Raw genomic sequence first — 25,601 nt, 5'->3', positions numbered from 1 at the left:
GCCACGACCACCACAGCCAACCCGCCGTCCGGCAGAAACCCTGCAGGTCATCGCGGCCGTCGCACCCCCATCAGACCCCTAAGTCAACGGCATTGGTGTTAAACGTCAAGCTGAACGTCACTCTTCGTTTCGATGTCCCGGAGGCCGGATCGGCAACAGGCACTGCCGGGCAGGACCAGTGGGCTGGCCGCGCAGACCTCCGCTCCGCCGACCCCAGGTCCCTCGGCTACACCAGCCCCGGGCCGCGGGCTGACACGGGTCGCGGAGACGGCGTGGACAGCTCAGGTGCGGGGTTCCAAGTCCCCCAGGCCCAGGGTCCGGAGTGTGTGCTCGGCCATCCGGAGGTGGCCAACGGTGTTGGGGTGGGCCGGGTCGTCGAGCCAGGCGATCGGGTCGGCGCCGTCGAAGTGCGCGTTCCAGTACGCCTCGTGGTCGACCAGCAGCGCGCCGGTCTCCTTCGCGAGCTCCCGTACGGCCTGTGCGTACGCCGGGAGAGTGCCGCGGGCCTCGCGGCCGGCGATGCTGACGAGCACCGGGGTGTGGAGGACGATCTGGGTATCCGGACCCGTGCGCTCGACGATCCGGCGCATGGCGTCCCGGAACTCCGCCAGCCCGGCCAGACCGGCGCGTGCGTCGTTCGTGCCGAGCGATATGGACAGGACATCGGGTGCGAAGCGTCCGATCAAGTGCTCGTAGGAACCGAGCACGTCCACGGCGCGCCAGCCGGAGACGCCCGTGTTGACGACGATGTCGGTCAGCCGGTCCAGCTCCCATCTGACCCGTTCCTGCAGGTGTTCTACCCAGCCGCGCGCGCCGTGGGTGTGCAGTACGGCCTGGGTGATGCTGTCCCCGGTGGCCACCCAGGTCATGGGTGCTGCAGAGAGGCGGATCATGCCGTTTTCCTCCAGTGTGCGGTCACGGCCCCGGCGGCTGCCGGCTGCCCCAGGTCCTGCTCAAGATCAGAAAAATAGCCTATTCACGCTCTTCTGGGTGAGCTCCGCAGGGCGTTCCGGCAAGCCTTCGCTGGCGGCTTCTGAGCGCGGACCGGGCCGTGGACCAGGGCGTTTTCCGTCACCCGCTCAGGTTTCGCCAGCTTCGCGTGGTCGTGACCGTGCAGGACGTCCGCCTCCCGGCAGGTCGGTGAGGACCTCGTCGAGGCCGACCCCGGCCATCCTTTCGAGGGGGTGCGGTTCAGCTCGGGGTGAGGGAGCCGCGACGAGTTGGACGTGGTGCTGGTGAGGCCGGATCTGTGGCGGAGGTGAGCGGCGGTGCCAGGACTGGCGCCGGGGCATCGAGGCCGCATGGCGGTACCGCGAGCGCGAGCAGCACCTGGGGGTGCCCTACGACCACGCCGAGGGCGCGTACCCCCTCGGGCGGTGGCTGTCCGACCAGCGCCGGACGTTCCGGGCCAGGAACATGACCGGCGAACGGGCCGCGGAGCTGGAGGAGCTCGGGATCGTGTGGGACACCGCCGACCAAGGGTTCGCGGAGAACCTCGCGGCCGCGCGGGCGTACTACGAGCAGCACGGGACCCTGGCCGCGCCGCGGCATGCCACCGCGCTGAACAAGCCGGTCGGGCAGTGGCTGACCAACATCGGCCGGCCCGGCGGGCTCGGCAAGGACCCCGTACGCGAGGAGCGGAGGGCCGCCGCCCTCGCCGCCATTGACGAGGACTGGAACCCGAGCGAGCTCGGGTGGACGGTGGACTGGCAACGCCAGCACGCGGGCCTGCTGGCCTGCTGGCCTGCTGGCCTGCTGGCCTGCTGGCCTGCTGGCCTGCTGGCCTGCTGGCCGATGGTGCGCGCCTGGCCAGCGTGGTGCCGGGGGTGACGTGGCACGGCGAGGACATCGGTCGGTGGCTGGCCCCCCAGCGCCGCGACTTCGGCCGGCTCAGCCAGGAGCAGCAGCGTCGGCTGACCGAGTTCGGGGTGAAGCCAGCCGGGCCGTACGAGCCCGCACGGCGGCCGCGACGACCGGCGCGGCACGACGTCCGGACGCGGCGCGGAAGCCTTCCACAAAGGCGTCCAGGCCCTCACGCAATACCTCGAACGGGAAGACGGCGGCCTCCCCTGCCGGGCCCACGACGAACACCCCCGACGGAACCGAGCATCGCACCGGGGCCTGGATCGTCAACCAGAAACAGCGCCGCGACCGGCTCCACGCCGACCAGCTCGCCGCCCTGGCCGCCCTCGGAGTGGAGTGGGCGCAGCCGAGCTAGATGTACGTCGGGACCTCCGGCGGGTCGGGCCAGGCCGGCACGGTGCCGGCGCGTTCGGCCGCTGCACGGCGGCGCTGTAGGGCCGTGCAGCGGATGCCGCCGCCGGGGTGCCACTCCAGCACCGGACCGACTGCCCGGCCGTGCTCGGCGCAGGAGTCGGCCGGGACCAGGCCGCCGCAGTCGTGGCGGTGGCACACGCACTCCTCGCCCGGGCCGACGCACGGCACCCCGTGCCGGACCACCCCGCCCGCCGCCCCCTCTGCGGTGCCTCGCAGGCTGGCCGGCCACGCCAGTGTCACCCGCAGGCCACCCGCAGGCCACCCGCCCCCGAACGGAACCGCTCGATCACCCGCACCCGGCCCAGCACCGCCAACGGCACCGTCCCCGGCGCAGTCAGCCGACCCACCGACGCCCCGAACTCCCCCGCCGTCAGAGCGGCCAACTCGTCGGCGTCCGCATCGGTGAACCAGGCAGACAGCTGGTCTGCCTCCTCGGCGTCGTCGGCCAACACCAGGCGCGGGCCATCGAGCCGGAACCAGGACGGACGCCGCCCGGCGCCGACCACGACCAGCGAGGCCGATGACATGCCGATGGGGACGCCGATCTTGTCGTGGGCGAGCAGCCAGGCCACGATCGCCGGGCGGTCGAACTGCGGATGCACGTCCGCGCCGGCGGCCGGGGCGGGGAAGTCGGCATGGCGGCGGCGCCAACACGCCACCGCGGCCCAGCCCACCCGGGCCATCCGAGCCACCTCCGCCAACAGCACCCGGTCCCGGCCCGGGACAACCGGGGCCAGGGCCGCGAGCGGGGACCGTGCGCCCGCAGGAGCGGCGTGTACCGCCCGCCAGTCGACCAGGGGGCGCACGACCGGAAGCAGGGCTACGGACTCCGCCGAGTACAGCGGGACCGTGGTCACGCCGCCCTGCCGCTTGTAGTCGATCTCCACCGAGCCCACCGGGGCGACCCAACCGAGCCTGACCACCTGGTCCCAGTCGACTTTACCGATCGTCGGGGTGACCGGATCGACTTTGACCTGGGGCAATGCATGGCGTAGATGTCCGCGATGTGTGAGCCTGAGCGCCGAGGTCTACTGCCGCACGGAGATCATGAGGCCGGTGGAGCTCATTGGTGGGTTGGTGCAGGTGGTGTGAAATCGAGCTGTTGCTCGGTGCGCTCAAGCCAACTCCGGTACCAGTGCGCGAAGTCATGCCCGGTCGACACGATCCCGCCGTCCGTCGGTCTCAGGTCCTCCCAGATAGCACCTCGGTGCGGGCCTGTCATCACGATCAGTGACGCATAGCCGCAACCCTGCTCGCTGAGGAAAACCGCACCCGCCTCCCGTGCGTCATTCAGCTCCTCGTAGCGCGCATCCCAGGCCGTGTACGCGTGACGGAACTCGTCGTCGGAGGCAAAGGCTTCCAGCGTGGGCTCCTGTGCCTCCATCGCGGCGATCTCGCTCTGCAGCGCCTCGGCCACGAAGGGCCGTCCGGCGAACTCGGCGGTAGTCGGCTGCCCGGGGTAGGCAAGCCCGATGCCGAGCCACTGCCACCTACCGTCGTTCAAGGTCGGTGTCATCAGGCCGTAGTAGGGGCCGGCTCCCCCTCCTCCGACACGGAGCAGAAAACTCCGATACTGCGCGGGCAGACCAACGCCCAGGTCCGCCTCCAGTGCCTGGAGCTGCTCCTCCCCCATGACCGGACCGAGGCGAAAGCCATGGCCCTTCGCCCCGAAGACTTTGTCTGCTCTGGGGTGTTCGGCGAGCCGGAGCACCCGCTCCCGCACTCCCGCCCACATGTCGTCAATCATGGGCACACGCTAGTGAGACGAGCACCGCACCGGCATGCGATTTTCCCCCGGAGCACGGGTGCCCAGCGCACGCTGCCCCCTGCTGTAGCCAGCGTGACCACTCGTGCACCGACATTCGTTCCTGCTCCTCACCTACACAGCCAAGTGGGAGACGGGGCGGAATCCGCCGGTCAGTGGGCCCCCTGGTCTGGCAGGAGAGCTTCGAGGAGCTCGGCTTCGAGATCGGAGATTCGCCTCTCGGCGAACCGCAGGTTGGAGCGGGCGCCTTCGAGGCGTTCCTGCAGGGTGCGGTGATCACGGGTGAGCTGGTGGACGCGGTGCCTGAGGGTGGTGTTCTCAGTGACGAGTGCCTGGACGGACTCACCGGGGACCATCTGGTCGAAGTCGCGTAGCTGACCCATGAGTTCACCTATCTGCTGCCGCTGGGCGAGCACCTCCTTCTGGGCTCGGGTGAGCTCGGCCTCGGCATTCAGGGCGCGTTCGCGCCAGGTCGCCTCGATGTGGTCGTGCTGTTGCTGGGTCTGGCGGTTGTGGCGGCTTCGGCTGTCGGTGACCGCGTTCTGGACGAGTGTGCGGGCGTCGGTGTTCTCGTAGAGGAACGTGGCTGAGACATCTGCCCGCTGGGCGATGGCCCGGACGGTCACGCGGCTGCGTTCGCGTCGGAGGTGACCGATTGCGGTCTTGACCTGTTCGAGCTTCTGCTCGGTCTGCCGGCGGCGCGCGGCGATGGCCGCGGCGGTGGATTCCGGTCTCATGCGGCCTCATCCTCCGCTTCGTGCCTGGCCAGTGTCTGGGCCCGGAAGGCGGTGCTCCAGACCCGGCCGAAGTAGTCCTGCGGCCGGCGGAGGTCGAGCGTGAGGGCCTCGTCCAGCAGGCCGATGGCGTCAAGGGCCTTCTCCAGGCCGACGATCGCGCGGGCGGTCGGCTCGAATACCTCGTGCAGGAAGTCAGCGGTCGCGCTGTCGGGTGCGCGCTCGGCCAGCGTGCGCCACTGCTCGCGCTTGCGGTGCCAGTAGACGAGATCGGCGCCGGACATGACGAACTTGTCGCAATTGTGGCAGTCCATGTTCCAGGGGCAGGTGTCGCCGTTGACGACGGGCTGAAACGTGCAGAACCCGCCCTCGGCCGGGGTGGACCGGCGGGTGAGGTCGATGGCCAGCGCTTCGGCCTCCTCCCGACTCATCGGCTCGCCGCTGGAGAGTAGGACGCCCGGCTCGGCGGAGCCGGGTCCGGAGACCCAGACGGCGTTCAGTGCGTCGTTGAGCCGTGGGTCGGTGTTGGCCAGGTGCGTGTAGTGCTCGGCCATGCGCTCGGAGACCTGCCCCAGGTAGCGCTTGACGTGGGAGAGGTTCGCACCGTTGCGCAGGAGGTTGGTGGCCAGGGTGTGCCTGGCCTGGTGTGGGACGCAGTGCGCGATGTCAAGCGTGTCGACCCAGCTGCGGAACGCGCTGTTGAACCAGTTGTGCGACACGCTGTGCGTGCCGTCACGGTTGGTGGACCGGCGGGGGAACAGCGCGAGGCGGGGCCGTTCCTCGCTGGTCGGCGGGCGTCCGTGGTTCTGGACGAACCTGGCGACGGTCTTGGCCTGGCGCTTCTCGATCCGCTCGTAGAGACGTTCGGGGATGCGGATCGCCTGGTCGTAGTTGCCCACCTTCGTCTGGTCATGCCAGAACATCGGGATCCGGTTGAGCCGCCCGATGCAGTCCAGGCGGACTTTGGAGACCTCGGTGCCCCGGCGGCCGGTCAGGACCAGGGCCTCCCAGATGTCCCGCAGGCCCCGGTCGTCGATGTCGAAGGTCTCCAAGCGGGCCAGGTTCGCCTCGTTCGCCAGCGCGCGGGCGACGTCGTCGGGGAAGGGCCGGCGGCGGCCCGCCTTCACGGTGTAGATCGGAAAGGTGACGATGAACGCGCGCCCCAGGCCGATCCGCTCGGCCTCGCCCAGATCCAGTGCGGCCCGGAGCACCCGGCGGACGTTCGAGAACGTCGTGGCCATGGTGCCGTTGGTGACGACGGTCTGCTCCGCCTTGTTGCCGACGGTGTAGAGGCCGAGGGAGCGCAGGCCGTGTTTGGCGCGGTGGCGCTGGTCGGCGACGAAGTCAACCGCGTGGGCCTCGGTCAGCAGGGCGGGGTCGTGTCCGCCGCCCGGCGCGTGGGCCTCCAGGAACGCGCTGAGTTCCACGCATCCGCGGCGCGGGGCCGAGACCGTGCTGAATCCGCGCGGCGGGTCGACGGTTAGCCGGGAGTCCATGAAGTCCCAGAGGAGATCGCGGAGCCAGCGCTGGCTGACTGCCGAGAGGTCGACAACCGTGCTGCGGTGGTTGAAGTGGACGCCGTAGTGCTCGGTCTCGATGAACCCGGCGTCCTTGGTGTCCGCGCGGGTGAAGTAGATCTGCCGCAGGTAGTCCAGCATCACCCTGGCGACCTGGCCGGGGTGCTGGGCCGCCGCCTGGTGGTCGAAGTCGATCAGCGAGTCCACCGCCTGGTCGCGGCAGGCGTTGATCAGGTACTGAATCCAGGGCAGAGGCCAGCGTCCGCCCTCGAACTGCTGCTGTGTGTGGTGGAACAGCGCCCATTTGATCTCGGCCTTGACCAGGGGCCGCAGCCCGAGCAAGGTCAGCCGTCCGTTCATCCGGGTCACCGGGCTGCTGTTGGTGCACCACTGCCGGAAGGTTGCTTCGTCCTGGTAGGTGACCGGGATGGTCCCGCCCTGCTCCAGAATCCGCGGCGTCCAGCCCGCCGGAAGCCGGGCGCCGCCCGGACTGCCCTGCTGCTGGTAGCGATAGCGGTGGCGGCCACACAGCCTCAGCGGATGATCGGCAGTGTCGGCGCAGGAGATCACCTGGCACTTGCCGAACCCGGGCAGCTCCTGCTGGGTGGCGAGCCAGGCGGCCAGATCAACTGCACGTCCCGACTGCCGGCGGAGCTTGTTGTAGCTGACGAAGCGCCGCGAGTGCAGGAAGCACAGCCCCTCCCGGCTCCGGGCCGGGGTCTGGGGGCAGAGCAGACAGGGGCGGAAAGTGCGCTGGCTGCGCGAGGCGAGCGGCTCCGCCTGCCGCAGGAACTCGGCGATGTTGCCGCCCTCGTCACGCCAGGCGTACCACTCGTCGGCGTGCGTCGCGCAGAACGTCTTCGTCGGCGTCTGCGACCGCTCGCATGCGGAGACCCGGCAGTTCCAGCCGTAGACGTCGTTGTCACCCGGGATGGTGATGCTGTCGGGCCGAAACAGCGGGTCAAAGGTCGGCGCCGCGATCAGTGCGTGGAGCATCTCCAACCGGTCGGAACCCGTGCGGGTCGTCGCGGTGCGGGCGGCGCTCAGCAGCGGGAGCGTGGTCACTGCGTCTCACCCCAGACCGCGTGCAGGGCCGCAATGAACTCCGGCGAGTGCTGGTCAGGATGTCCGTAGACCTCATCGACCGTCTGGGCGGAGGCCCAGTTTCCGGCCTCCTTCGCCACCAGCAGGTCGTTGCCGGAGGCGTCGAGGATTCCGGAGGTGAAGCTGTGCCGGAACTGGTGGGGCTTGATCCGGCCGGGCAAGTTAGCGCGGCGGCCAGCCCGGCGGAGCATTCCGCGGGCACCGTCAGCGCTCCACGGCTCACCCCGTCGCAGCCCGGCCAGCTGGATCAGCAGCATGCCGTGGCCCGCCGCGTGCTCGGCGTACTCGGTCGTCATGTACTCGAAGTAGGCGCTGGTCATCGCCGGACTCACCCGGACGATCTCGCCGCCCGTGATCACGCCGTCCCGCAGCCACCAGTCGGCCTTTCGTTTCGCAGCGGCCCGGTTCGGGTTCCCCCAGCGATGACAGACGTGTAGGTGCGGACTGCGGCACTCACCGCAGTCCGCACCTGCCCGAAGGTGCAGGTCGACCAGGTGCAGGCCGGTCAGGCCACCGACGCGCAGGCTGGTGTCGGACAGCCAGGTGACTACCAGCCTGTCGCGCGCCGTGTTGACCACCTGCAACAGCTCGGGCCGGGCCCCATCGGGGAGCATCTTCGGGTGGCGCCGACGCCCGCGGCGAGGAGCCAGCGGGTTCGCCGGCACCGATGTCTTCACGTGGCCCAGCAGGGCCCGGTTCCGGTCGGCCCTGGTGGGAAGCCGTCTCACCTCCAGCGCGGTCCGCAGCTCCGGATTTACCCCGGACGCGCACTGATGCAGATAGAAGCCCTTCAAGCATGCGGCCAGGACCTGCAGGGCCGACGACCCGTATGGGCGTTTCGGCGGGATCCGCCAGCGCTGCCCCCACGGCATCGGCACCTGTGCGCCCACCGCCCCCATGTACCGGTGCAGATCCAGCAGCCGCACCGACTCGGTGACCAGCCGCTCCCGGACCCGCCACCGCAAGTGATCCACCAGGTAGTAGGCGTAGGTCTTCTGCGTCCCGCTGCCCTCGTAAGTACGCAGGAAGGCGTCGGACTCCTCATCGACGGTCCCGTCCGGCCACACGACTGTGTACGACCACCCACCTCCAGCCCGCTTCATGGGCTGTACCCGAAGGTCGTCCAACACCATCCCACTTCGCATCCCGCCGCTTCTCCCCACGCATCGCCCACGCGCCGAAGAGGCTTTCCACGACCGGTAAACGAGAACGTCATCGCTCTACAGACCGCTCCAACGAGTGATCCGGACACCCTCACTTCGCTCGGTAAAGTCGACTCGGCGGACACCAAGGCGCCGGGCCGCCTGGTCCGGGCCGAGGGGAACGTGTTGGTCGAGCAGGACCGGCAGGTCCCGGCGGCGCGCGAGGGCGGCCACCTGGTCCGGGTGGACGTCGGGAAACTCCGTGTCCCCGCCGAGGCGGACCAGCAGGCCGGCCCCGGCCAGGTGACCGACCGCCGAGGCGGTGACCCTCGGCCTGCACCGCAACGGCTCCCCCAGAGCCTCCGTCAGCCGGTCCGCCGCCCACCCCGCCCCGACAGGGCCGCGCAGCGCTGCCCGGACCGCCTCCGGGTCGGCGGCCTCCACCACGGCCCGCGACCACAGCCCCGGGCCGGCATCGGCCGGCGGGACCAGGCCCGAGCCGACCGCCCACCGCCAGGCCGCCAACGGCACCCGCAGCCGTCCCGCAGCCTGGCTTTCGTCGTAGCTCTCACGTACCGAACGCGCCATGAAACGCACTCCGATCCACATCGACCGGCCCGACGATCGAGCCGCGCCGGAAACATCCCGGAACATCCCGGTTTCTGTCAATAGCCCTAGTTCTGCGGCGAGTTGGGAGCACACAGCTAGATCCGCCTACGCGTACGCGAGGGCCGGATTCACCCCTGCGGGGGACTGCGAACCGGCGCCAGACAGGCGGAAGCGGGGGCCGCCACCGCGACCCCCGCCACCGCCCCGGACGCCCTGCAGGTGCTCGGCCGGCTCCGCCGCGAAAGTGCCGCCGTGCACGCCGTACAGCGGGGTGTCCATCAGCCGGAACCGCTCCCCGCGGCCCCCGGGCCGCCGAACGGTGACGACGGCGCCCGGCTGCCCGGAACTGGCGAACCGCTCCGGGTGAACGTCGGCGGTGAGCGGGGTGTACCAGCGGGTGATGCGCTCCATAAACCCGCCCTAGATGATCTAGGCATGCGGAGGTATGTCCGGGCGATCGGGGTGCCGGGGCGCCGACTATGGCGCTCCGTGGCAATCCGGGGAGATCATTCACGCTTTCGTGAATTCAGGGATCGCTGTACTGTCGAAGGATGCTGACCGTTGCCTCCGACATCGAGGTGCTGGCCCGTTTCGGCCGCGCGCTCGCCGACCCGATCCGCTGCCGGATCCTTCTCGCCCTGCGCCAGGCGCCGGCCTACCCTTCCGACCTCGCGGACGCGATCGCCGTCTCCCGGACACGGCTGTCTAACCACCTGGCGTGCCTGCGGGACTGCGGTCTCGTCGTCACCGTCCCGGACGGGCGCCGCACCCGTTACGAGCTCGCAGACGAACGCCTCGGCCACGCCCTGGACCACCTGCTGGCCGCGGTGGTCGCGGTCGAGTCGGACCAGACCTGCCCCGACGCCGCCACGGAGGGCTGCTGCTGATGGCCTCCATATCCATCGGGCCGTCCCCGGCCCGCCGTGACGCCCTCGCGAAGCGGATACGCCTTCTGGTCGCGGCGACGATCACCTACAACGTCATCGAGGCGGTCGTCGCGCTCACCGCCGGGACGCTCGCGTCGTCGACCGCGCTGATCGGCTTCGGGCTGGACTCCGTCATCGAGGTGTCCTCCGCCGCCGCGGTCGCCTGGCAGTTCTCGGCACGCGACCACGCGGTGCGCGAGGCCCGGGAGAAGACCACGCTGCGGATCATCGCGGTCTCCTTCTTCGCGCTGGCCGCGTACGTGAGCATCGACGCCGTCCGCGCGCTGGCCGGCACCGGCGAGGCCGACCGCTCGATCCCCGGCATCGTCATCGCCGCCCTCTCCCTGGCGGTCATGCCTTTCCTCTCGGCCGCCCAGCGCAAGGCCGGCCGCGAACTCGGCTCCGCCTCCGCGGTCGCGGACTCCAAGCAGACCCTGCTGTGCACGTACCTTTCCGCCGTGCTGCTGGTCGGCCTGGTCCTCAACGCCACGCTCGGCTGGTCCTGGGCCGACCCGATCGCCGCCCTCGTCATCGCCGCCATCGCGGTCAAGGAAGGCCGCGACGCCTGGCAGGGCAAGGGCTGCTGCGCCCCCACCGCCCACACGTCGGCCCCCGTCGGAGCGGCCGCGGCCGAGGCGGACGCATGCGGCTGCAAGCCGGGCTGCACCTGCTGCTCGTGAACATCTCATTGCCGCCCCGCCCTCCCTCTGGGTGCTCCGTCGATACTGACCGGGCAATCACGGAGCGGCGGGGGCAGCGGTGGAGTGGACGATCTGGGCCGGGTTCGCGGCTGGCCTGCTGATCTCGACGGTGACCGCGCCGGTCGGCGTCTCGGGGGCGGTCTTCCTGCTGCCGGTCCAGCTCAGCATCCTCGGCGTGCCGAGCCCCGCGGTCACGCCGACGAACCTGCTGTTCAACGTCGTCGCCGGGCCAGGCGCACTGTGGCGCTACCGCCGCGACGGCGCTCTGCGCGGCGGCCTGGCCCGCCGCCTCGTCGCCTGGACACTGCCCGGCGTCATCACCGGCGCCGCCCTCCGCGTCTACGCCCTCCCCGGCCCCGACGTCTTCCGCATCCTGGTCGCCGCGCTCCTGCTGCCGCTCGGCGCATGGCTGTGCCTGCGCACCCTGCACCCCACCCGGCGGCGACCGGACGTGGCCGAACCGTCGGCACGCCTACTCGCCGCTCTCGCCATGACGGTCGGGGTGGCCGGCGGGATCTACGGGATCGGCGGCGGTTCCCTGCTCGGGCCCATCCTCGCCGCCCGCGGCATGCCCATGGCCCGCATCGCACCGGCCACCCTCGCCGCCACCTTCACGACCTCCCTCGCCGGGGCCGCCGCGTACGCCCTGCTGAGCCTGGCGAGTCCCGGGCCCGTCGCGCCCCACTGGTGGCTGGGTCTGGCCTGCGGCGCCGGAGGGCTGATCGGCGGCTACCTCGGCGCACGGCTCCAGCCCCGCCTTCCCGAAACCGCGCTCCGCCTCCTGCTCGGCGCCCTCGCGGCGGCCCTCGGCGCGGTGTACGCCACCCAGGCCCTGGCCTGAGCCTGAGGCGGCCGGCTCAGGCGACAAAGCCCCCGCACCCCCTGCCCGATGAGCCGCTCACGGCTGGCCCTCAGGCCACGCGGGCTCTGAGGCGGGCCGGGCGTCCTGACGTTGGCCGTTCGCCCCCTACCAAGGTCTTGCTCCGCGCCCGTCGGCACCGGCCTGGCAGCCGTCCAGACCGGCGGACGGGACGACGTCACGCAGGGACGAAGAGCGGCGGGTGATCGAGCACGCGGGGCTTGTACTCGACCAGCTGGATGCGGCCGTCGAAGGTGCGGTGCTCGATCATCTCGAGGGCAACGTCCGGATAGCCGTCGTAGATGCGTTCTTCGCCCGTGGCCCCGGTGATCACCGGGAACATCACGACCCGGAAGCGGTCGACGAGTCCGGCTCGTAGCAGGGACCGGCACAGGCTGAGGCTGCCGATCGTGCTGAGGAGCCCCGAGCCGCTCGACTTCATGGCGCGGACCGCCTCGACGGCGTCGTCGCGGACAAGCGTTGAGTTGGCCCATGTCAGTGGCTCCTTGAGTGAGGAGGAGAACACCACCTTGGGCGCTTGCGTGAGCTCGTCGACGGACGTCTCTTCTTCGGGCCTGAGCTCGTCTTGGCCATTCGGGACCTCGCCTGCGGCGAAGCCCGACATCAGGCGGTAGGTGTTCGCTCCCATCAGGTAGGTGGCCTCGGGCTGCTCGCCGAGCCATGCGAGGTACTCCGGGCCCTCGAGGCCCCAGAACCCGGGCCATCCCTCTCCCGATGCATGGCCGTCGAGGGAGGTGATGAAGTCGACGAGAAGCTCCGACATGGCGGTGTCCTTTCCTTGGGTGTCACGAGCTTGGACCGACCGGGAGCAACAAACTCATCGGCCGCGCTGTGGAGTAACGAGGAAACGGCCCGGGCCAACCATCACGCTCAGCCGGGCCACAGCGCTCAATGGCCAACTGAAACGCTCAGTGTGCGACACGAAGTCGCTCCAGGTAGGTAAGGATTCCCAATGACCGTTGTCAAGCGTCGGAGGTGTCTACTGGGTCCTGCCGATCGCACGCCGGAACCTTGCCCATGGAGAGGTCGGCAAGGTGACGTCAGTGGCTTCATCCGGAGAGCCAGCATCGTGCGCCGTGGCGGTCCGCTCTGCTGGGTCCTCGTGAGCGTCTCCGCGGAATGCGACGGCGTCCTCCCCGATCCCGACAACCTCCAGGAGGGTGTCCAGGGCCTTGTCGGCTTGCTCATGCGGCTCGGTCAGCCAGACATACGAGACGCCCACCGGATTGCCGTCGTGCTTGCTGATCGCGAAGCTGAATCCCTTCAGCCGGAACAGTACGACGTCGAGCTCGTCCAGCCCGTCCCACGACCGCTCCACGTGCAGACGTAGCCGCTGGGCCACGGGCTGCACCGGCAGCGCCAGCACTCCGATCATCTGGAATAGCGGGGCGTGGTGTTCCCAGACGCTGTACTGGTAGGCGGGGTTCTTGCCGGTGTAGTAGGACGGTTGTGTAGCCGGCTGCCAGTCGGGCTCAGGCCCCGGGACCTCGATCTCTGTCACAGCAGTTCCTCCCCACGGCCTCCAGCCAACTGGTGATCAACCTACCTTCACCGGGTCGGCCAGCGTTATGCGGCGCTGGTCAGGCCCGGTTGCGGTGGCTGGGCTGTCCAGTGGCGTTGGTCGCGGATGAGGGCCCACAGAACGTCGAGGCGGCGGCGAGCTAGGGCGAGAATCGCCTGCTTGTGACTCTTGCCTTCGCCTCTCTTCCGGTCGTAGAAGGTCTTCGAAGTGGGGCAGAACCGGGCGGCGATCTGGGCGGAGAGGTAGAAGACGCGCAGGAGCCGGCGGTGGTAGCGGTGTGGCCGGCGCATGTTGCCGCTGATGCGACCGGAGTCCCGTGGGACCGGTGCGAGTCCGGCGACGCCAGCGAGTCGGTCCGAGCTGCCGAAGGCATCCATGTCGCCGCCGGTGCAGGCGATGAACTCCGCCCCCAGCAACGGGCCCATGCCGGGCATGCTGAGGACTACTTCCGCGTGGCGGTGCTCGCGGAAACGGACCGCGATCTGTGCGTCGATTTCAGCGATCTCGTCGTCCAGAGCCAACACCGCCCTGGCCAAGGTGTTGACCACGGCCGCGGCAGTTCTCTCCCCGGCCACGGCGGTGTGCTGGGCCTTTGCCGCGGCGACGGCCGCGTCAGCCACTGGCTGGGCGCCACGGACTTTGCGGTTCTTCAGCCAGGTCGCGAGCCGGCTCGGGCCGACCCGGCGCAGACCAGCTGGTGTTTGGTAACCGGTTAGCAGGACAAGCGCCGCTTTGGAGGCGGCATAGTCAAAGGCCCGCTCGAGAGCGGGGAAGAACTCCAGAAGCTGTGCTCGCATCCGATTGATGGCGCGGGTGCGGTCAGCGGCGAGATCGTAGCGGCGGGCGGTGAGGATCTTCAGGTCCACCGCGATCTCGTCCCATTCCTGCAAGGGCTGCAGGTCCCGGCGCATCCGTGCCTGGTCGGCGATGACGTAGGCGTCCTTCGCGTCGGTCTTGCCGTCGCCTCGGTAGCCGCGGGAGGCGTGGTGGACGGTGCGGCCGGGAATGTAGAGCAGCTGCTGGCCGTGGCTGGTCAGGAGAGCGATCAGCAGAGCCCCGCCGCCGGCGTTCAGGTCGATGGCCCAGGTCACCGGGCAGTCCTCGGCCAGTGCGAGGACGTCGCCTATCAGCTCCAGGAGCTCTGGCTCGTTGTTGGGCACCCGGCGCGAGAGCACCTTCGTCCCGTCCGCGTCGATTACCGTGCAGTGATGCGCGGCTTTGCCGGCATCCGTCCCCGCCCAGAGCTCGGGCACCCGAGCCTCCCTCGTCGATCGGTTGACTGGTCCCTGCAGACGACCACGCCGACGTGTCCTTACGAAGCGATCTGTGTTCGCGCATCCCAATGAGTGGCCGTGTCGTCGCGGGGCGCTGGGCGGCCTATCAGTCAAAGCCACACGGACGGCATGAGCGCTTTCAGCCACACCCAGGCCCCTGGGTTTCCCGATCGTACGAAGGACCGGAATCAACCCGCCAACAAGGTAAGGAGCGCGGTACTTGGCCACTCCGGCCAACTACAGCGCTCAGCCACTGTCTGGCAGGGTTCCGTCCATGACGGATCATCTGAAGGACTCGGTGCCCGGTGCGGACGTGGCGAGACGGCGGACGCCGCCACGTCCCGTAGACGTGGTGAGGCTGGTTCCAGGGCTCGCCGCGTGGGCGCGGGACACGGTGCGTCTGCACCCGAGGCAAGGTGCGCCGTCGTATACCGAGAGCTCCGTGGGCGGGCCGTTGCTGTGGCCGGCACACGAGGGATGGCCGGTATGTACGCAAATGCACAGCGGCTTCAGCGACGGCCTGCCGAGCAGCTCAAGGGTGCCGATGGTGCCGGTCGTGCAGGCCTTCCGCTCGGACCTGCCGCCCGGCGTGGTGCCATTTCCTGAGGGCGCGGATCTCTTGCAGGTGCTCTGGTGCCCGTTCACCCACGAGTTTCCCGCGTCACCGTGGCCTGCGGTGTTCTGGCGCGACTCCGCTTCGGTACAGGCCGTACTCCCGGCGCCGCCAACGGATCCGGCTGCGGCCCGTCGGCATGTTCCGGCGCCGTGCGTGGTCCACCCGGAGCGGGTGACGGAGTACCCGACCTGGGATCTGCCGGAAGACCTGGCCGACGAGTGGCGGGACGACTTCCGCCGCCTGCGGGAGGCGATTCCGCTGCTGTCCTTCTCCGACTTCGCCGAGGCGCCGGGCATCAAACTCGGCGGGTATCCGTCATGGTTCACCGAGCAGGGATGGGTGGACTGCGAGGGATGCGGCCGCCGCATGGACCACCTGCTCACAGTGGCCAGCCGGGAATGTGACGGCACCTCGTGGCGCATCTGGCTGCCCCTGGAAGACCGGGACGAGGATGGCGGTCGGGCAGTCCCTGTGGACCCCACCGGGCTTGATGTGGGCAGTGTGGGCTCGGTGTACATCTTCGAGTGCCGTACCTGCCCGGAGCGCCCCTTCGATCACTGGTACGACTCGTGCTGACCGCGCTGAGCCCTCCCACACCACCACCGCCTCGCCGCCCGCGTTCCGGGGACCACGCACCACGGACAGCAGTGTTCGAGGGCCCGCAAGTGCGCCCGGGCCAACTAGCACGCTCAGGGGCCAACTGCACCGCTCAGTTGTGACTGAGCACGATAGATGGCGCGGATGGACAACCCCGATGCACAGCTCCGCCCCCGGCCGGTCAGGTAGCCCATGGAAGCCGTACGGCTTCGAGGTCCCCGTCGTTGAGGAGGGCTTCGATCAGCGCGGTCGGGCCGGCCACCTTGGTGGCCCAGAGGTCGTAGTCCGTGCACAGTACCCAGGACTGGTCCCGCGGCCAGAGATTGGACGGGCTCCAGCCGTCCTCCTCAGGGTGGTCGTACAGCGCGTGGGCGTCCGCGAGCGTGCCGGTTCGGATGTGCAGGTTGTCGAAGTCCTCGGCTCCGTGCAGCAGCGGGCTGTAGTAGGCCAGGCAGGGGGTGTCGGGTCCCTGCGGGCTGTGCTCGGTGAGGATCGTGATCAGGCGGTTCCAGGCGGCCCGGTCCATGCTGCCTTCGGACGGGACCCGGATCCCGACCGGCCAGGGGCGCGGCGCGATCGAGGGGAAAGAGCTATGGCACGGCAGGCGTCCCTCAGGCACGGTCGGGTCACCGATCCGGCGCGCGAGCGCCGTCCATCGCAATCGGCGCCAATGAGGTCCGGGGTGCTCACCGGGGACCGCGTCCATCACGTCCGCCGGGTCCAGACCTGGGACGATCTCGGGCCCGCCGCCCAGTAGCACGCGCCGCTCGTACTCGACGTAGGACTTAACTGCACCAGGGCGTCTCGTTCAATCGAGCGGCGCTCTCGGCCTGCTTTTAGCGGCAGCGTGCACGGACGCAGACGCGGTCTGTCTCAGTCGTACGGGTGAGGATCTAGCGCTGGTGGCTTGCTCTCGCCGTCAACGGCGCGGGGCCCACGGGTCGTCGCAATCCGGGGGGTCGGGCTGGTCGGGATGAAGCATCTTTCGGACGCAGCGTTGCAGTCCGGTCTCGTCGGATCCGCTGGCGATGGCCATCCAGGGCAGGTCGTCCATGGCCTGGGCGCGCTCGTCGGTGGCGAGGTCGTCGACGGCGGCGCGCAAGTCGTCGGGGACGGGTTCATCGGTGAGGCAGAGCCAGCCGATCGCGGCGGCCAGCCGGACCTCGGGCGCCTGTGTCTGCTGCCGCCACCGCTCTCGCATCCACGCGATAGTCGGCGAGTGGGGATGGGCGCGGGTCACTTCAGCGGTGGCGAGGACCAAGGCGGCGCTGACGGCCGGGTCCTGCTCGGCTGCGAGCCGGTTTTGGAAGGAAGCATGGACCGCGCGGTCGTGGTCTGCGGCGGTGGCCAGTATGTATGCGGCGTGGATGCGTATCGACGGGTCAGGGTCACCGAGAAGGGGCTGCAGGAGAGCGATGTCGGCGGTGATCGCGGCCCGGGCGGCGGCGACCGACCAACCAGCAGGGTAGCCGGTCACCTCAACGCCATAGTCGTCGTACGGATCGCCGTCCTGGGTGTCGGCGCGGTGGAGCAGTAGTTCGTCGCGGGAGGCCACGCCAAAGTAGCGGGCGCGTGCCGGGGAGGAGGCCTCTGAGAGCGCGCCGGCACGGTAGGGGTGGCGGGTATCGGCGGCGATGCGGATCAGGAACGGCACAGCGAGAACGGCCGCGGCCCGCATGTCGTTGGCACACATGCCATCCACAACGCCTGCTCCGGTGCGAACAGGCGAGTCGTTCGTGTGCAGCAGGTGAACGGCCTCCCTGACACGATCTCCCTCCGGGAAATGCTCCCAGGGGACTTGGTCGAGGAGGAATCCGTCCTTGGCCTCGGGCGGGATAGCGGCCACCGCTGTCCGAACGTCGAATGGTCCGCCCGCGAACGAGGACAGGTCCGCCCCGTCCACCAACGCCCGGCACATCGCAAACGCCGGATCAGTCCGCCATTCGCCCACGTCACACCCCCACCGCCGAGTCCGATCGGAGCCGATCATGCCACCTGCGGGTCTGCCTGTCCGAAGCCGCCCAGCTGCAACCGCGGCCAGCATTCGTGAGCCTCGCCAACCCGCCCCGGGAGGGTACTTGTGTGCCTGACTCCCTTACTGGCTACCGCGAGGTGCTACCACGGGAATGCCCAGGTCAACGGTGCGCGGCATGTCGGCCAGCCGCCTCGCTTCGACCTGCTTCTGCCGAAGCAGCCTCAAGGTCAGATCGATGCCCTCGATCTCGCCGAGCCAGCCTTCAGCCTCGGCACGGGCCCGGCGTGCGATCAGATCAGTCTCGATCTCCTCCAGGCGGAAGGCCATCTGCGGATTGACCCGCAGGACCGGGCAGCGGATGCAGGCATGCTCGTGGCGGCAGTCGCTCGCGTACGGGCGGCCGCAAGTACCGAGCTCGACCTTGCGGGTGTCGAAGTGCTCCTCGAACTCGCCCCACTCGGTGCGGGTGGGAGTGCGGTACTCGCCGGCGGGCCGCAGCCGGCGCCGGTTGTCCAGGAACTGCTGGTAGTGCCGTACGACCTCGTCATTGAACACGGCTAATGGTGGAGTCGGGTATTGGAACTGCCTGAATGCCTGCCTCATGGGTCCGTCCTGTTGCTTGACGCGGTGTCACATAGCGACGTATCTCGGGCGCCGGGTGGCGTGCGTGTGCCCTGATCTCGCCGGAGGCGCTTGCCCTCGAGTTACTTGAGGGCCTTAGCGTCAGCGGCCATGGCATCCCTCGACACCGCCCGGCCTGTCTCAGCGCGCCCGGCCCTTCCTCGCATGTATCTCGTCTGGCTCGTCGGCACCCGTGCCTCGCTGCTCGGCGATGCTGTCCTGTACTTCGCGCTCGGCTGGGCCGCCAGTGCCCATGGTGGCGGGATGGGCGCTCTGGTCCTGACCGCTATTACCCTTCCGCGCACCTTGCTGCTGTTGCTGGGTGGTGCCGTCGGCGACCGGTTCGGCGCTCGCCGGGTGATGATTATCGGGGATGCCGTGATGCTCACGGCCACGCTCATACTGGCCCTGGTGGGCTTGCGCCTGGGAGCATCTCCCTGGCTCCTCGTCATGGTCGCCGCCGTGATCGGCACGGTCGATGCGTTCTATCTGCCGGCCACCGGGTCCATGCCCCGCCGTCTGGTGGGGAAGGACCAGCTCCCCCGGGCGTTGGCCATGCAGCAGGCCGGCGGCCAGATCGCCTCGTTGCTCGGGGCTCCGGTGGGCGCCGTACTCGTCGCGGCCGCCGGGCTGACCGGCGCGGCGGTCGCCGATGCGGGCACCTTCGCGATCGTCCTCGTGGTGCTCGTCTGCGTCCGGCCGGCCTTCGACGTCGAACGGTCCCCTCGCGGGGAGGGTCTCCTGGCGGGGGCGGTCGACGGGGTGCGGATCGCCGTGGGGGATCCGGTCCTGCGGCCCGCGTTGCTGCTGACGGCCGCTGCCGCGTGCTTCCTCCTGCCGGTGGTGTCCCTGCTGAACCCGCTCCTGGCGCGGGAGCACGGCTGGAGTGCGGGGGTGGCCGGTCTGGTCGCCGGTGGTCAGAGCCTGGGGATGGTCGCTGTGGCGCTGGTGGTCTCGCGACGGGGCACCCTGAGCCGGATCGGCGTGGGTGCGGCGTTGGGGCTGTTTGTTTCGGCGCTGGGAATCGCTGCGGTGGCCATGGCTGAGACAGCCGTCGTGGTCGTGGCTGGAGGAATCGTGGTCGGTGCGGGCTCCGGGATGTTCGCCTGCCACATCGGTCCGCTGGTGCTGACCAATATCCCGGACACGCACCTGGCCAGGATGCAGGCGTTGCTGATGCTCGTTCAGAGTCTGGCGCTGGTGGTGGGCAACAACGCACTCGGCGCACTCGCCGACGCCCAGGGGGCCACGATCGCTGCGGCGGTGTGCGCGGTGGGTGTCGGCGCCGCAGGGATCGTGGGTCTCGTCCTGAAGCCGATCCGTCGCCTGCGTCAGAAATGAAGTGGGGCAGGTCATCTGGTTCGCGGTGTATCGCGGCGGCTGACGTCGGCGGCGTAGGCGGCCCAGTCCCCGCCCGATGCCTTCTGCCACTGAACGGCGACTTGGATGTGGACGCCGAGCATCCGGGCGAGGATCGCGGCAGGAATCTCGGTCGCGAGGGTGAACAGGGCGGTGGAGCGGTCCTGTTGGGGTTGGATCCCGATCTTGTGGAGGCGCTGGCCGATCCGGTCGTCGCCGAGGGGGTTTCCGGGGCGGCCTCCGGGGAACAGCCAGGGGACGTCGTCCGGGGTGCCGATCTTGGCTTTGCCGCGGCGTGTCGTGATGAGTTCGCGGATCAGGGATGCCAGCGGCTCGGGAAGGACGATTGGAGAGGTGCCGAACGTGATGGCGACGGTGTCGTCGGTGATATGGACGTCGCTGACGGTGAGCTGGCTGATGGTGGCGATCTTCTGGGCATAGAGGATCAGCAGCAGGCCGGCGACGCGGTCCGGGGTGGGCAGGGTGTTGTCGTGAAGGAGGCGTCTGGCGTCGGCCCAGCGTTTCTCGCTGTCGATTGCGCTGCGGGGGCCCGTCCAGCGGACGGTGCCGTAGGTCAGGCCGCGGGCATGCCGGTGCTGTACCGACCAGCGGATGAAGTGACCGGTCTCGTCCCGGTAGCTGGCCGTGGGGCCGGCGATCCACCGCTCCAGGTCGGTCTGGGTGCAGGTCCCAAGGGTCAGCTCCTCTCCGGTGAGCCAGTCAAGGAAGCTGTCAGCCGCGGTGACGTGGCAGCGCACGTTCTGATCCTGAAGGCGGGTGGCGTGTTCTTCGCCGAGACGTCGCCGGAGTCGGCGCAGGTGATGCCAGACCGCGTAGCCGTGCAGGATCCGTCGTTCGGTGAGGTCGGTGCGGGCCTGAACCGCTGCGGTGACCCAGCCCTCCAGCGCGACGAGGCGTTCGTCGCGGGGCGGCAGGGCGCCGGTGGCGACCATGACGCTGCGGAGATGGGCGAGGACCTTGCTCACGGGGAGTTCGTCGAGCGTTTCGTGGGTGACGGGTCGTTCGTCGCGGCCGATCTGCTGGAGCAGGCCGCTGACCTTCGAGCCCGACAGCCAGAACATGGTGCTGGTGGGGCGTTCGGCTCCGGACAGTGCCTGGTAGAGGGGCGTGAGGTCTGGCCGGATCGTGCCCGTGCTGCCGCCCAAGAGGTCGCGTACCAGTTGGTCAAGGACGCATCGCTGGCAGGGGCGGGTGCTGAGCTGCCATGTGGTGCGGCAGACGGGGCAGCGACCCCAGAAGTCCGGATCCGGGTTGGTGCACCTCGCGCACAACGGCGCGTCCCAAGTGCCGCCGCGGACATGGGCGACGGTGCCGCAGCCGCTGCAGGGAACCCACCGCAGCTGGCACCGATTGCACCAGGGGTCGCCCGTGACCCGCGAAATCTCACACGCCGCCGTCCGTCCGCAGATACCGCACTGTGCGGCGGTCCTTGGTCGGCAGTTGGCGCAACGGGGTCCGTCGGGGAGCCGGACTGCGACCTTCTGGCGACGACCGCAACCGCCGCATTCCTCCAGGTTGACGGGGTCGCTGACCAGACAGTTCGGACACAACGGCTGCCCTTCGGCATCCCGGGCGGCGGGCTCGCGGACGGCTTCGCAGCGGACGCAGGGCACGGCCGAGTTGCGGGCGAAGCAGTTGCGGCAGACTCGTTTGCCGTCCAGCACCTTCGACAGTGCCTTGACTTCCTGGCAGCGATAGCAGGCCGGGTTGACCACCCTCGTGGCCCCGGCCATGGCAAGTTGGTGGCCGATACTGGAATCGGCGCAGCACAGGCTGCTCATGGTGAAGTTGTGACTTGACTAGGAGGCTGTTCGTGGATCATGACTCCGGACGTGAAATCGGAGGTACCGAATCGGCTTCCGCTCAGTACGATCGCGATATTCGCGAAGAGCGTCAGGCGGTCCGCGGGGCACTGCGAACAGATCTCCCCGCTGCCCATTTGGGTCTGGCAGTCACGATCATCGCCCTGCTCGTGGTTGCCAGCTTCGCTGGCATCCGCTGGACCTTGATCATTTTTGCTGCCTTCACGACGTGGTTCCTCATTGCACTGGCAGTCATTCATCTCGGCAGCGGGCGTGGTTGGGACGCCGTCCGGCGGGCCTATATCGCCACGTTCGGCTGGGGCAACTGGATTTGAGTGACCTCGATCGCAAAGCTGCTGGTGCCCCTGCAACCCCCGGTACAGCTACGTGCCCGTGCTGAAGGGCGGTCGCCCCGCCCTTCCCCGAGGCGGCCTGGCCATGAACACCCGAACGGCATCGCGCGGCAGGCAGTCGAGTGCGCCCCGCACGAGGGCCGCGCACCAGATACCCCCGCCGAAGTGCCACTCCCTCGCGGGCGCAGCGACGTACGCCGAAGGGGCGGGCGCCCCAACCCGCACCTTTGGCATCCGCTCCGCGGACCGGTCAGACGTTGTACCAGGTGCCGCTGGCCCACAGGGCGCCACCCTTTCCGGGCCCGCCGTCCGCGCGGTAGACAACGAAGTTGCCGTCGTCCTGAAGCAAGGCATATGCGTCGTAGTAGCCCCTCGTGCCGGTGCGCCAGCGGACCTCATCCGGCTCGAACCACTCGAGCAAGGCCAGGTCGCCGCCCTCGTGCATCTGGAGGACCAAGGGGGTCCGGTTGCCGTAGGTACCGCTGCTCCAGATGGCCGCACCGTCCCGCTTGCGGTACATGACGAGGTTGTTGTCCTGCTGGAGGACCATCCAGACGCTGGCGGACTGGGCCCAGTAGCCCTGCCCCCACATCTCCTGGAAGCGGCCCGGAATGGATGCGCACACCCTGGCGTGCTGCTCGCCGGTGCGGGTCGACCAGGCCTTACTGCTGTTGGTGACCTCGAACAGACCGTTATCCATGAACACCGCGGAGGGGTACGCGTCGGCCTGCGCTCCGTAGGTGGCGGTGTGCCAAAGGGCGCCGCCCGTCTGGGGGCCTCCGTCCTTCTTGTAGACGACGAAGTTGCCGTCCTCCTGCATGAGGGCGTACGCACCCGGGTTGCCGTACGTGCCGCTGTGCCACAGCGGGAGCTTGGGTCCGCCGGGATTGCCGAGCGCGTACACGACGAGATTCCCGTCGGGCTGCATGACCAACTCGGTCTTGCCGGGCGTCGGAATCAGGCTCGCGCCCGAGTCGAGGCGCCGACCGGGCAGCAAGCGCTCGGCGCTGCCGCCGGTCCCGCTGGTCCTGCACTGGCTGGGATCGGCGGCCGACGCCACCGCCGGGACAAGGGCGGTTACGGCGGAAGCGGCGAGCAGGGATATGAACGCACTGCGGAGCAGGCGGGTACGCATGGTCGGTTCCCCCCAGGGAAAGTGTGTGTTCTCTCGACCGGGCCGGTCATATGAAATCTCTTTCTACACCGCTGCGCGACGGCGCGTGATCAAATGACCGCTTTGAGTGGAGCCGGGGAGGGAGCCCCATCGTCCGGCCGACAGAAGTGCCCGGGACTCTCGGATCTTGGAGCCCATGGCACCCCTTCGGGCGTAGCGCTGCAGAACACTGCCGAGCGGCCCCGGATCGACACACAAGGTGCCGATCCGGGGCCGCGTGCGCGTGTGAGGTTCGCGGGCGTCCTACTGGGGGTTCAGCGGGTAGACGCCCGTCCCCTCGTACAGCTCGGGCGCCAGGGAGAGCACCGTAACAGGCTCCCCCGTCTTCGCGGCCTGCCAGGCGATGGCCGCGGGGTGGGTGACCGCCCAGTCCACGGTAGGCCATGAGGCGGCGTCCAGGGCGTGCGCGCCGGTGAACGGCACGGTCTCGGCGAAGCGAAGGCGCGCGGCGTAGGCTCCGGCGCCGGGGACCTGGCGCTCGGCGGCAAGGATTGAAAGCGCGGGGATGAGGACGCGTCCGCCGCCGCGGGAGGATTCGATGTAGAGGCCGGTGAGGAACTCGTCCGCCAGGTACAGGGCAGCCAGCGCGGTGTGGTCGAGGACGGCGGTCAGGCTCACGCGGCGGCGCCGTCCTGGTGGGCGCGGACGCGCTCCCAGGCGGACTGTCCGGTGCGCTGGACCTGCTCGGTGTACTCCAGGCCGAGCTCGGCTGCCGCCTGCTGGGCGCGCTGCTCCTGCTCGGCGGCGGTCAGCCGGCTCGCGGCCAGTTCCTCCAGGAGTTCGGTGATGGTCGTCCCGCGTTCCTGAGCGAGAAGGCGCAGGCGGTCCCGGACGGCCTCGGTCGTCTTCACACTCGTCGGCTTGCTGCTGCTCATGTCCCGATTCTACCGCCGGTAGAACCCGGTAGCCAGGCGTCCCCGCTATAAGGGTCGCCTCCACTGGAGAGACGTCGGCGGAAAACTGGTGACGTTCCTCCCACCACCTGCCCAGAGCGTGGCCGCGCACGGGCTTCCCTTGTCTGGTCCCGGCTTCTGAGGGTTCCCCCGTCTAGATGATTGAAGCTGCGCCATCTTGAAATAGCTGGTCAGGGTGCTGGTGTGGCGCCGGTTCGGGGTGCTCGTGCTGGTCGTGGGCGGCAGTCTGGGGTGTAGATCGTCTGGCAGGAGTGGGTTTGTGGATTCCCGTCCGTCGTCGCGGGTGCCGCTCCTACGCTCCGCCCATGATGGATCCCGAGGTGTTGGAGCGGATCGCCGCGCGGCGAGCGGAGCTGGACGGACTCGAAGAGCAGCTGGTCAAGCAGCTGTCGGAGGTACGAGCTGAGCGGGATGAGCTGGCCGTGGCCGAGAGGGTGTGGCAGCGAATGAGCGAGCAACTCGCCGACGAGCGCACGAAGGCCGGGTCGCCGGTGGTCCAAGTGGCGGGGCGGGCGGTGCGGCTGGTCCCGGACCGTGGGCCGGGGGTGGCTGAGTCCGCATAGCCGGCGGAGTACCAGCGCATCCTGACCGCCGTGCGGCAGGCCGGAGGCCCGGTCTCCACCCGGCAGATCGGCGAGGTGCTGGGCTTGGACACCGGGGTGAGGGGCAAGCTGGAGCCACTGCGCGGGAAGCTCACGAAGCTGGCCGACCGCGGCTGGCTGCACAAACGACCCGACGGCAAGTTCACCGCCCGCCTTTGACCATGCCGCACAGCGACGAGCCGTAACTGAGGTGCCCCCGGCGGCTGTTGGAATTGTGTGACGAGAACCAAAGAGCACGCCGGGGACACCGTGTCCCTGGTCTACCAGTGCCGCCTGCCGCTGTCCACACACACCCTCAACTACCTAGCCGACCTGCTGCGACGCCATCTGAAGGCCATACGCTCCCGGTGGTGGGTGCTGCCGCCCGGAGGGATCGCGGTGATCGTCCTGGCCGTGCTCCGGCACGACCAGCGCCTGGCCGACATGGCCGGCGGCAACGACATCTCCGCCACCACCGTCCGCCGCTGGCGCGACGAGCTGATCGCCCTGCTGGCCGCGAAGGCCCCTCGCCTGGACCGCGCCCTGAAGAAGATCGCACGGCGCGGCGGAGAGGTCGTCCTGATCGACGGCACCCTCATCCCCACCCAGCGCCGCACCGGGACGGCGAACCGCCCGAACTACTCCGGCAAGCATCGCCGCCACGGCCTGCACGTCCTCGCCCTGACCGACGAGCGGGGCCGGATGATCTGGATATCGGCCGCCCGGCCCGGCCGCACCCACGACATCACCGCCGCCCGCCGCGACCACATCCTGGCCCACCTGCGCGCCGCCGGTCTCGGCGCCCTGGCCGACCTGGGCTTTATCGGCCTGGACAGCGACGGGGACGACCCCGTGGTCGTCACCGGTTTCAAGGCCACCCGCGCCCGTAAGCTCACCCCCGCCGAGAAGGAGGCCAACCGCATCCTGGCCGCCGGACGCGCCCCGGTCGAGCACGGCTTCGCCCACCTGAAGAACTGGCGGATCCTCACCAAGCTCCGCACTGACCCCACCCGCGCCACCCACCTGCTTCGCGCGCTGCTCGTACTGACGAACATCGAGGCCACTACGGGCAATTGATTTCTGCCGCAGGCGGCCCACGACCAGCACAAGCACTCGGAACAGCCTCACCGGGCCGGG

The 25,601-nt window shown here is 69.6% G+C and carries 29 protein-coding genes; 10 read left to right on the top strand and 19 right to left on the bottom strand.

The window, feature by feature from the left end; translation table 11 throughout:
- Nucleotides 1-281 precede the first annotated feature (281 nt).
- Complete coding sequence (locus AB0O21_RS38520; RefSeq protein ID WP_365180025.1) at nucleotides 282-893, bottom strand: GDSL-type esterase/lipase family protein; 612 nt, start codon at nucleotides 891-893, stop codon at nucleotides 282-284.
- A gap of 352 nt (nucleotides 894-1,245) precedes the next feature.
- Here AB0O21_RS38520 and AB0O21_RS38515 point away from each other — a divergent pair, with 352 nt between their 5' ends.
- The gene (locus AB0O21_RS38515) at nucleotides 1,246-1,830 is read left to right on the top strand and encodes a helicase associated domain-containing protein (protein WP_365180028.1); all 585 of its coding nucleotides are present in this window, start codon (nucleotides 1,246-1,248) and stop codon (nucleotides 1,828-1,830) included.
- 384 nt (nucleotides 1,831-2,214) lie between these two features.
- On the opposite strand, the gene AB0O21_RS38510 is transcribed toward AB0O21_RS38515, so the two are convergent.
- The 8 genes from AB0O21_RS38510 to AB0O21_RS38475 all read right to left on the bottom strand — a co-directional run bounded on the left by AB0O21_RS38510 (nucleotide 2,215) and on the right by AB0O21_RS38475 (nucleotide 9,559).
- Complete coding sequence (locus AB0O21_RS38510; RefSeq protein WP_365180022.1) at nucleotides 2,215-2,517, bottom strand: hypothetical protein; 303 nt, start codon at nucleotides 2,515-2,517, stop codon at nucleotides 2,215-2,217.
- The gene (locus AB0O21_RS38505; protein ID WP_365180019.1) at nucleotides 2,514-3,260 is read right to left on the bottom strand and encodes a hypothetical protein; all 747 of its coding nucleotides are present in this window, start codon (nucleotides 3,258-3,260) and stop codon (nucleotides 2,514-2,516) included. Before AB0O21_RS38505 ends, AB0O21_RS38510 begins: the two co-directional genes overlap by 4 nt.
- An 80-nt stretch (nucleotides 3,261-3,340) precedes the next feature.
- Nucleotides 3,341-4,024, bottom strand: a complete 684-nt coding sequence (locus AB0O21_RS38500; RefSeq protein ID WP_365180016.1) for an SMI1/KNR4 family protein — start codon at nucleotides 4,022-4,024, stop codon at nucleotides 3,341-3,343.
- 170 nt (nucleotides 4,025-4,194) lie between these two features.
- On the bottom strand, nucleotides 4,195-4,779 hold the full coding sequence (locus AB0O21_RS38495; RefSeq protein WP_365180013.1) for a DUF6262 family protein: 585 nt from the start codon (nucleotides 4,777-4,779) through the stop codon (nucleotides 4,195-4,197).
- Nucleotides 4,776-7,358, bottom strand: coding sequence for a site-specific integrase (locus AB0O21_RS38490; protein ID WP_365180010.1), 2,583 nt, complete (start codon nucleotides 7,356-7,358; stop codon nucleotides 4,776-4,778). The genes AB0O21_RS38495 and AB0O21_RS38490 overlap by 4 nt, the downstream gene beginning before the upstream one ends.
- A complete protein-coding gene (locus AB0O21_RS38485) occupies nucleotides 7,355-8,500 on the bottom strand; it encodes a tyrosine-type recombinase/integrase (RefSeq protein WP_365180007.1) in 1,146 nt (381 codons plus the stop codon). The genes AB0O21_RS38490 and AB0O21_RS38485 overlap by 4 nt, the downstream gene beginning before the upstream one ends.
- Nucleotides 8,501-8,617: 117 nt before the next feature.
- Nucleotides 8,618-9,127, bottom strand: a complete 510-nt coding sequence (locus AB0O21_RS38480) for a hypothetical protein (protein WP_365180004.1) — start codon at nucleotides 9,125-9,127, stop codon at nucleotides 8,618-8,620.
- A gap of 126 nt (nucleotides 9,128-9,253) precedes the next feature.
- Nucleotides 9,254-9,559 carry a hypothetical protein gene (locus AB0O21_RS38475; protein ID WP_365180001.1) on the bottom strand — a complete coding sequence of 102 codons (306 nt, stop codon included), beginning with the start codon at nucleotides 9,557-9,559 and terminating at the stop codon, nucleotides 9,254-9,256.
- Between the two features lie 140 nt (nucleotides 9,560-9,699).
- Between AB0O21_RS38475 and AB0O21_RS38470 the strand changes: the two genes are divergently transcribed.
- The 3 genes from AB0O21_RS38470 (at nucleotide 9,700) to AB0O21_RS38460 (ending at nucleotide 11,616) form a co-directional block, all read left to right on the top strand.
- Entirely contained in the window at nucleotides 9,700-10,035 is a 336-nt protein-coding gene (locus AB0O21_RS38470; protein WP_365179998.1) for a metalloregulator ArsR/SmtB family transcription factor, read from the top strand.
- Entirely contained in the window at nucleotides 10,035-10,754 is a 720-nt protein-coding gene (locus tag AB0O21_RS38465; RefSeq protein ID WP_365179995.1) for a cation transporter, read from the top strand. Before AB0O21_RS38470 ends, AB0O21_RS38465 begins: the two co-directional genes overlap by 1 nt.
- A gap of 79 nt (nucleotides 10,755-10,833) precedes the next feature.
- Complete coding sequence (locus AB0O21_RS38460) at nucleotides 10,834-11,616, top strand: sulfite exporter TauE/SafE family protein (protein ID WP_365179992.1); 783 nt, start codon at nucleotides 10,834-10,836, stop codon at nucleotides 11,614-11,616.
- 196 nt (nucleotides 11,617-11,812) lie between these two features.
- Here AB0O21_RS38460 and AB0O21_RS38455 read toward each other — a convergent pair whose 3' ends face one another.
- From AB0O21_RS38455 to AB0O21_RS38445, 3 genes are all read right to left on the bottom strand, one after another.
- Complete coding sequence (locus AB0O21_RS38455) at nucleotides 11,813-12,418, bottom strand: dihydrofolate reductase family protein (protein WP_365179989.1); 606 nt, start codon at nucleotides 12,416-12,418, stop codon at nucleotides 11,813-11,815.
- Nucleotides 12,419-12,634: 216 nt separating this feature from the next.
- Complete coding sequence (locus AB0O21_RS38450; protein ID WP_365179986.1) at nucleotides 12,635-13,156, bottom strand: hypothetical protein; 522 nt, start codon at nucleotides 13,154-13,156, stop codon at nucleotides 12,635-12,637.
- Nucleotides 13,157-13,221: 65 nt separating this feature from the next.
- A complete protein-coding gene (locus AB0O21_RS38445; RefSeq protein WP_365179983.1) occupies nucleotides 13,222-14,430 on the bottom strand; it encodes an IS110 family transposase in 1,209 nt (402 codons plus the stop codon).
- Nucleotides 14,431-14,947: 517 nt separating this feature from the next.
- Here AB0O21_RS38445 and AB0O21_RS38440 point away from each other — a divergent pair.
- A complete protein-coding gene (locus AB0O21_RS38440) occupies nucleotides 14,948-15,643 on the top strand; it encodes a DUF1963 domain-containing protein (RefSeq protein ID WP_365179980.1) in 696 nt (231 codons plus the stop codon).
- 202 nt (nucleotides 15,644-15,845) lie between these two features.
- Here the strand turns inward: AB0O21_RS38440 and AB0O21_RS38435 are convergent, their stop codons facing one another.
- From AB0O21_RS38435 to AB0O21_RS38425, 3 genes are all read right to left on the bottom strand, one after another.
- Nucleotides 15,846-16,190 carry a hypothetical protein gene (locus AB0O21_RS38435; RefSeq protein ID WP_365179977.1) on the bottom strand — a complete coding sequence of 115 codons (345 nt, stop codon included), beginning with the start codon at nucleotides 16,188-16,190 and terminating at the stop codon, nucleotides 15,846-15,848.
- A gap of 393 nt (nucleotides 16,191-16,583) precedes the next feature.
- Entirely contained in the window at nucleotides 16,584-17,615 is a 1,032-nt protein-coding gene (locus AB0O21_RS38430) for a hypothetical protein (RefSeq protein WP_365179974.1), read from the bottom strand.
- A 144-nt stretch (nucleotides 17,616-17,759) separates the two neighbouring features.
- Entirely contained in the window at nucleotides 17,760-18,194 is a 435-nt protein-coding gene (locus AB0O21_RS38425) for an integrase (protein WP_365179971.1), read from the bottom strand.
- Between the two features lie 231 nt (nucleotides 18,195-18,425).
- On the opposite strand from AB0O21_RS38425, the gene AB0O21_RS38420 reads away from it, so the two are divergent.
- Nucleotides 18,426-19,601: an MFS transporter gene (locus AB0O21_RS38420; RefSeq protein ID WP_365179968.1), complete on the top strand. Its 1,176-nt coding sequence runs from the start codon at nucleotides 18,426-18,428 to the stop codon at nucleotides 19,599-19,601.
- An 11-nt stretch (nucleotides 19,602-19,612) separates the two neighbouring features.
- Here AB0O21_RS38420 and AB0O21_RS38415 read toward each other — a convergent pair whose 3' ends face one another.
- Nucleotides 19,613-21,421 carry a site-specific integrase gene (locus AB0O21_RS38415; protein WP_365179965.1) on the bottom strand — a complete coding sequence of 603 codons (1,809 nt, stop codon included), beginning with the start codon at nucleotides 21,419-21,421 and terminating at the stop codon, nucleotides 19,613-19,615.
- A 32-nt stretch (nucleotides 21,422-21,453) separates the two neighbouring features.
- Between AB0O21_RS38415 and AB0O21_RS38410 the strand changes: the two genes are divergently transcribed.
- Nucleotides 21,454-21,777, top strand: a complete 324-nt coding sequence (locus tag AB0O21_RS38410) for a hypothetical protein (RefSeq protein ID WP_365179963.1) — start codon at nucleotides 21,454-21,456, stop codon at nucleotides 21,775-21,777.
- Between the two features lie 268 nt (nucleotides 21,778-22,045).
- On the opposite strand, the gene AB0O21_RS38405 is transcribed toward AB0O21_RS38410, so the two are convergent.
- From AB0O21_RS38405 to AB0O21_RS38395, 3 genes are all read right to left on the bottom strand, one after another.
- Nucleotides 22,046-22,930, bottom strand: a complete 885-nt coding sequence (locus AB0O21_RS38405; protein ID WP_365179960.1) for a hypothetical protein — start codon at nucleotides 22,928-22,930, stop codon at nucleotides 22,046-22,048.
- Nucleotides 22,931-23,212: 282 nt separating this feature from the next.
- Complete coding sequence (locus tag AB0O21_RS38400; RefSeq protein WP_365179957.1) at nucleotides 23,213-23,587, bottom strand: PIN domain-containing protein; 375 nt, start codon at nucleotides 23,585-23,587, stop codon at nucleotides 23,213-23,215.
- Nucleotides 23,584-23,844, bottom strand: coding sequence for a hypothetical protein (locus AB0O21_RS38395; RefSeq protein ID WP_365179954.1), 261 nt, complete (start codon nucleotides 23,842-23,844; stop codon nucleotides 23,584-23,586). The genes AB0O21_RS38400 and AB0O21_RS38395 overlap by 4 nt, the downstream gene beginning before the upstream one ends.
- A 344-nt stretch (nucleotides 23,845-24,188) precedes the next feature.
- On the opposite strand from AB0O21_RS38395, the gene AB0O21_RS38390 reads away from it, so the two are divergent.
- From AB0O21_RS38390 to AB0O21_RS38380, 3 genes are read left to right on the top strand one after another with little or no spacing between them, the layout of a single operon-like run.
- The gene (locus AB0O21_RS38390) at nucleotides 24,189-24,446 is read left to right on the top strand and encodes a hypothetical protein (RefSeq protein ID WP_365179951.1); all 258 of its coding nucleotides are present in this window, start codon (nucleotides 24,189-24,191) and stop codon (nucleotides 24,444-24,446) included.
- 30 nt (nucleotides 24,447-24,476) lie between these two features.
- Entirely contained in the window at nucleotides 24,477-24,644 is a 168-nt protein-coding gene (locus AB0O21_RS38385) for a hypothetical protein (protein ID WP_365179948.1), read from the top strand.
- A gap of 57 nt (nucleotides 24,645-24,701) precedes the next feature.
- A complete protein-coding gene (locus AB0O21_RS38380; protein WP_365179945.1) occupies nucleotides 24,702-25,541 on the top strand; it encodes a transposase family protein in 840 nt (279 codons plus the stop codon).
- The last annotated feature ends 60 nt before the right edge of the window (nucleotides 25,542-25,601 follow it).

The organism is Streptomyces sp. NPDC091371, assembly GCF_040684275.1.
Classification (GTDB): Bacteria; Actinomycetota; Actinomycetes; order Streptomycetales; family Streptomycetaceae; genus Streptomyces.
This window is presented reverse-complemented; position numbering and strand designations above follow the sequence as displayed.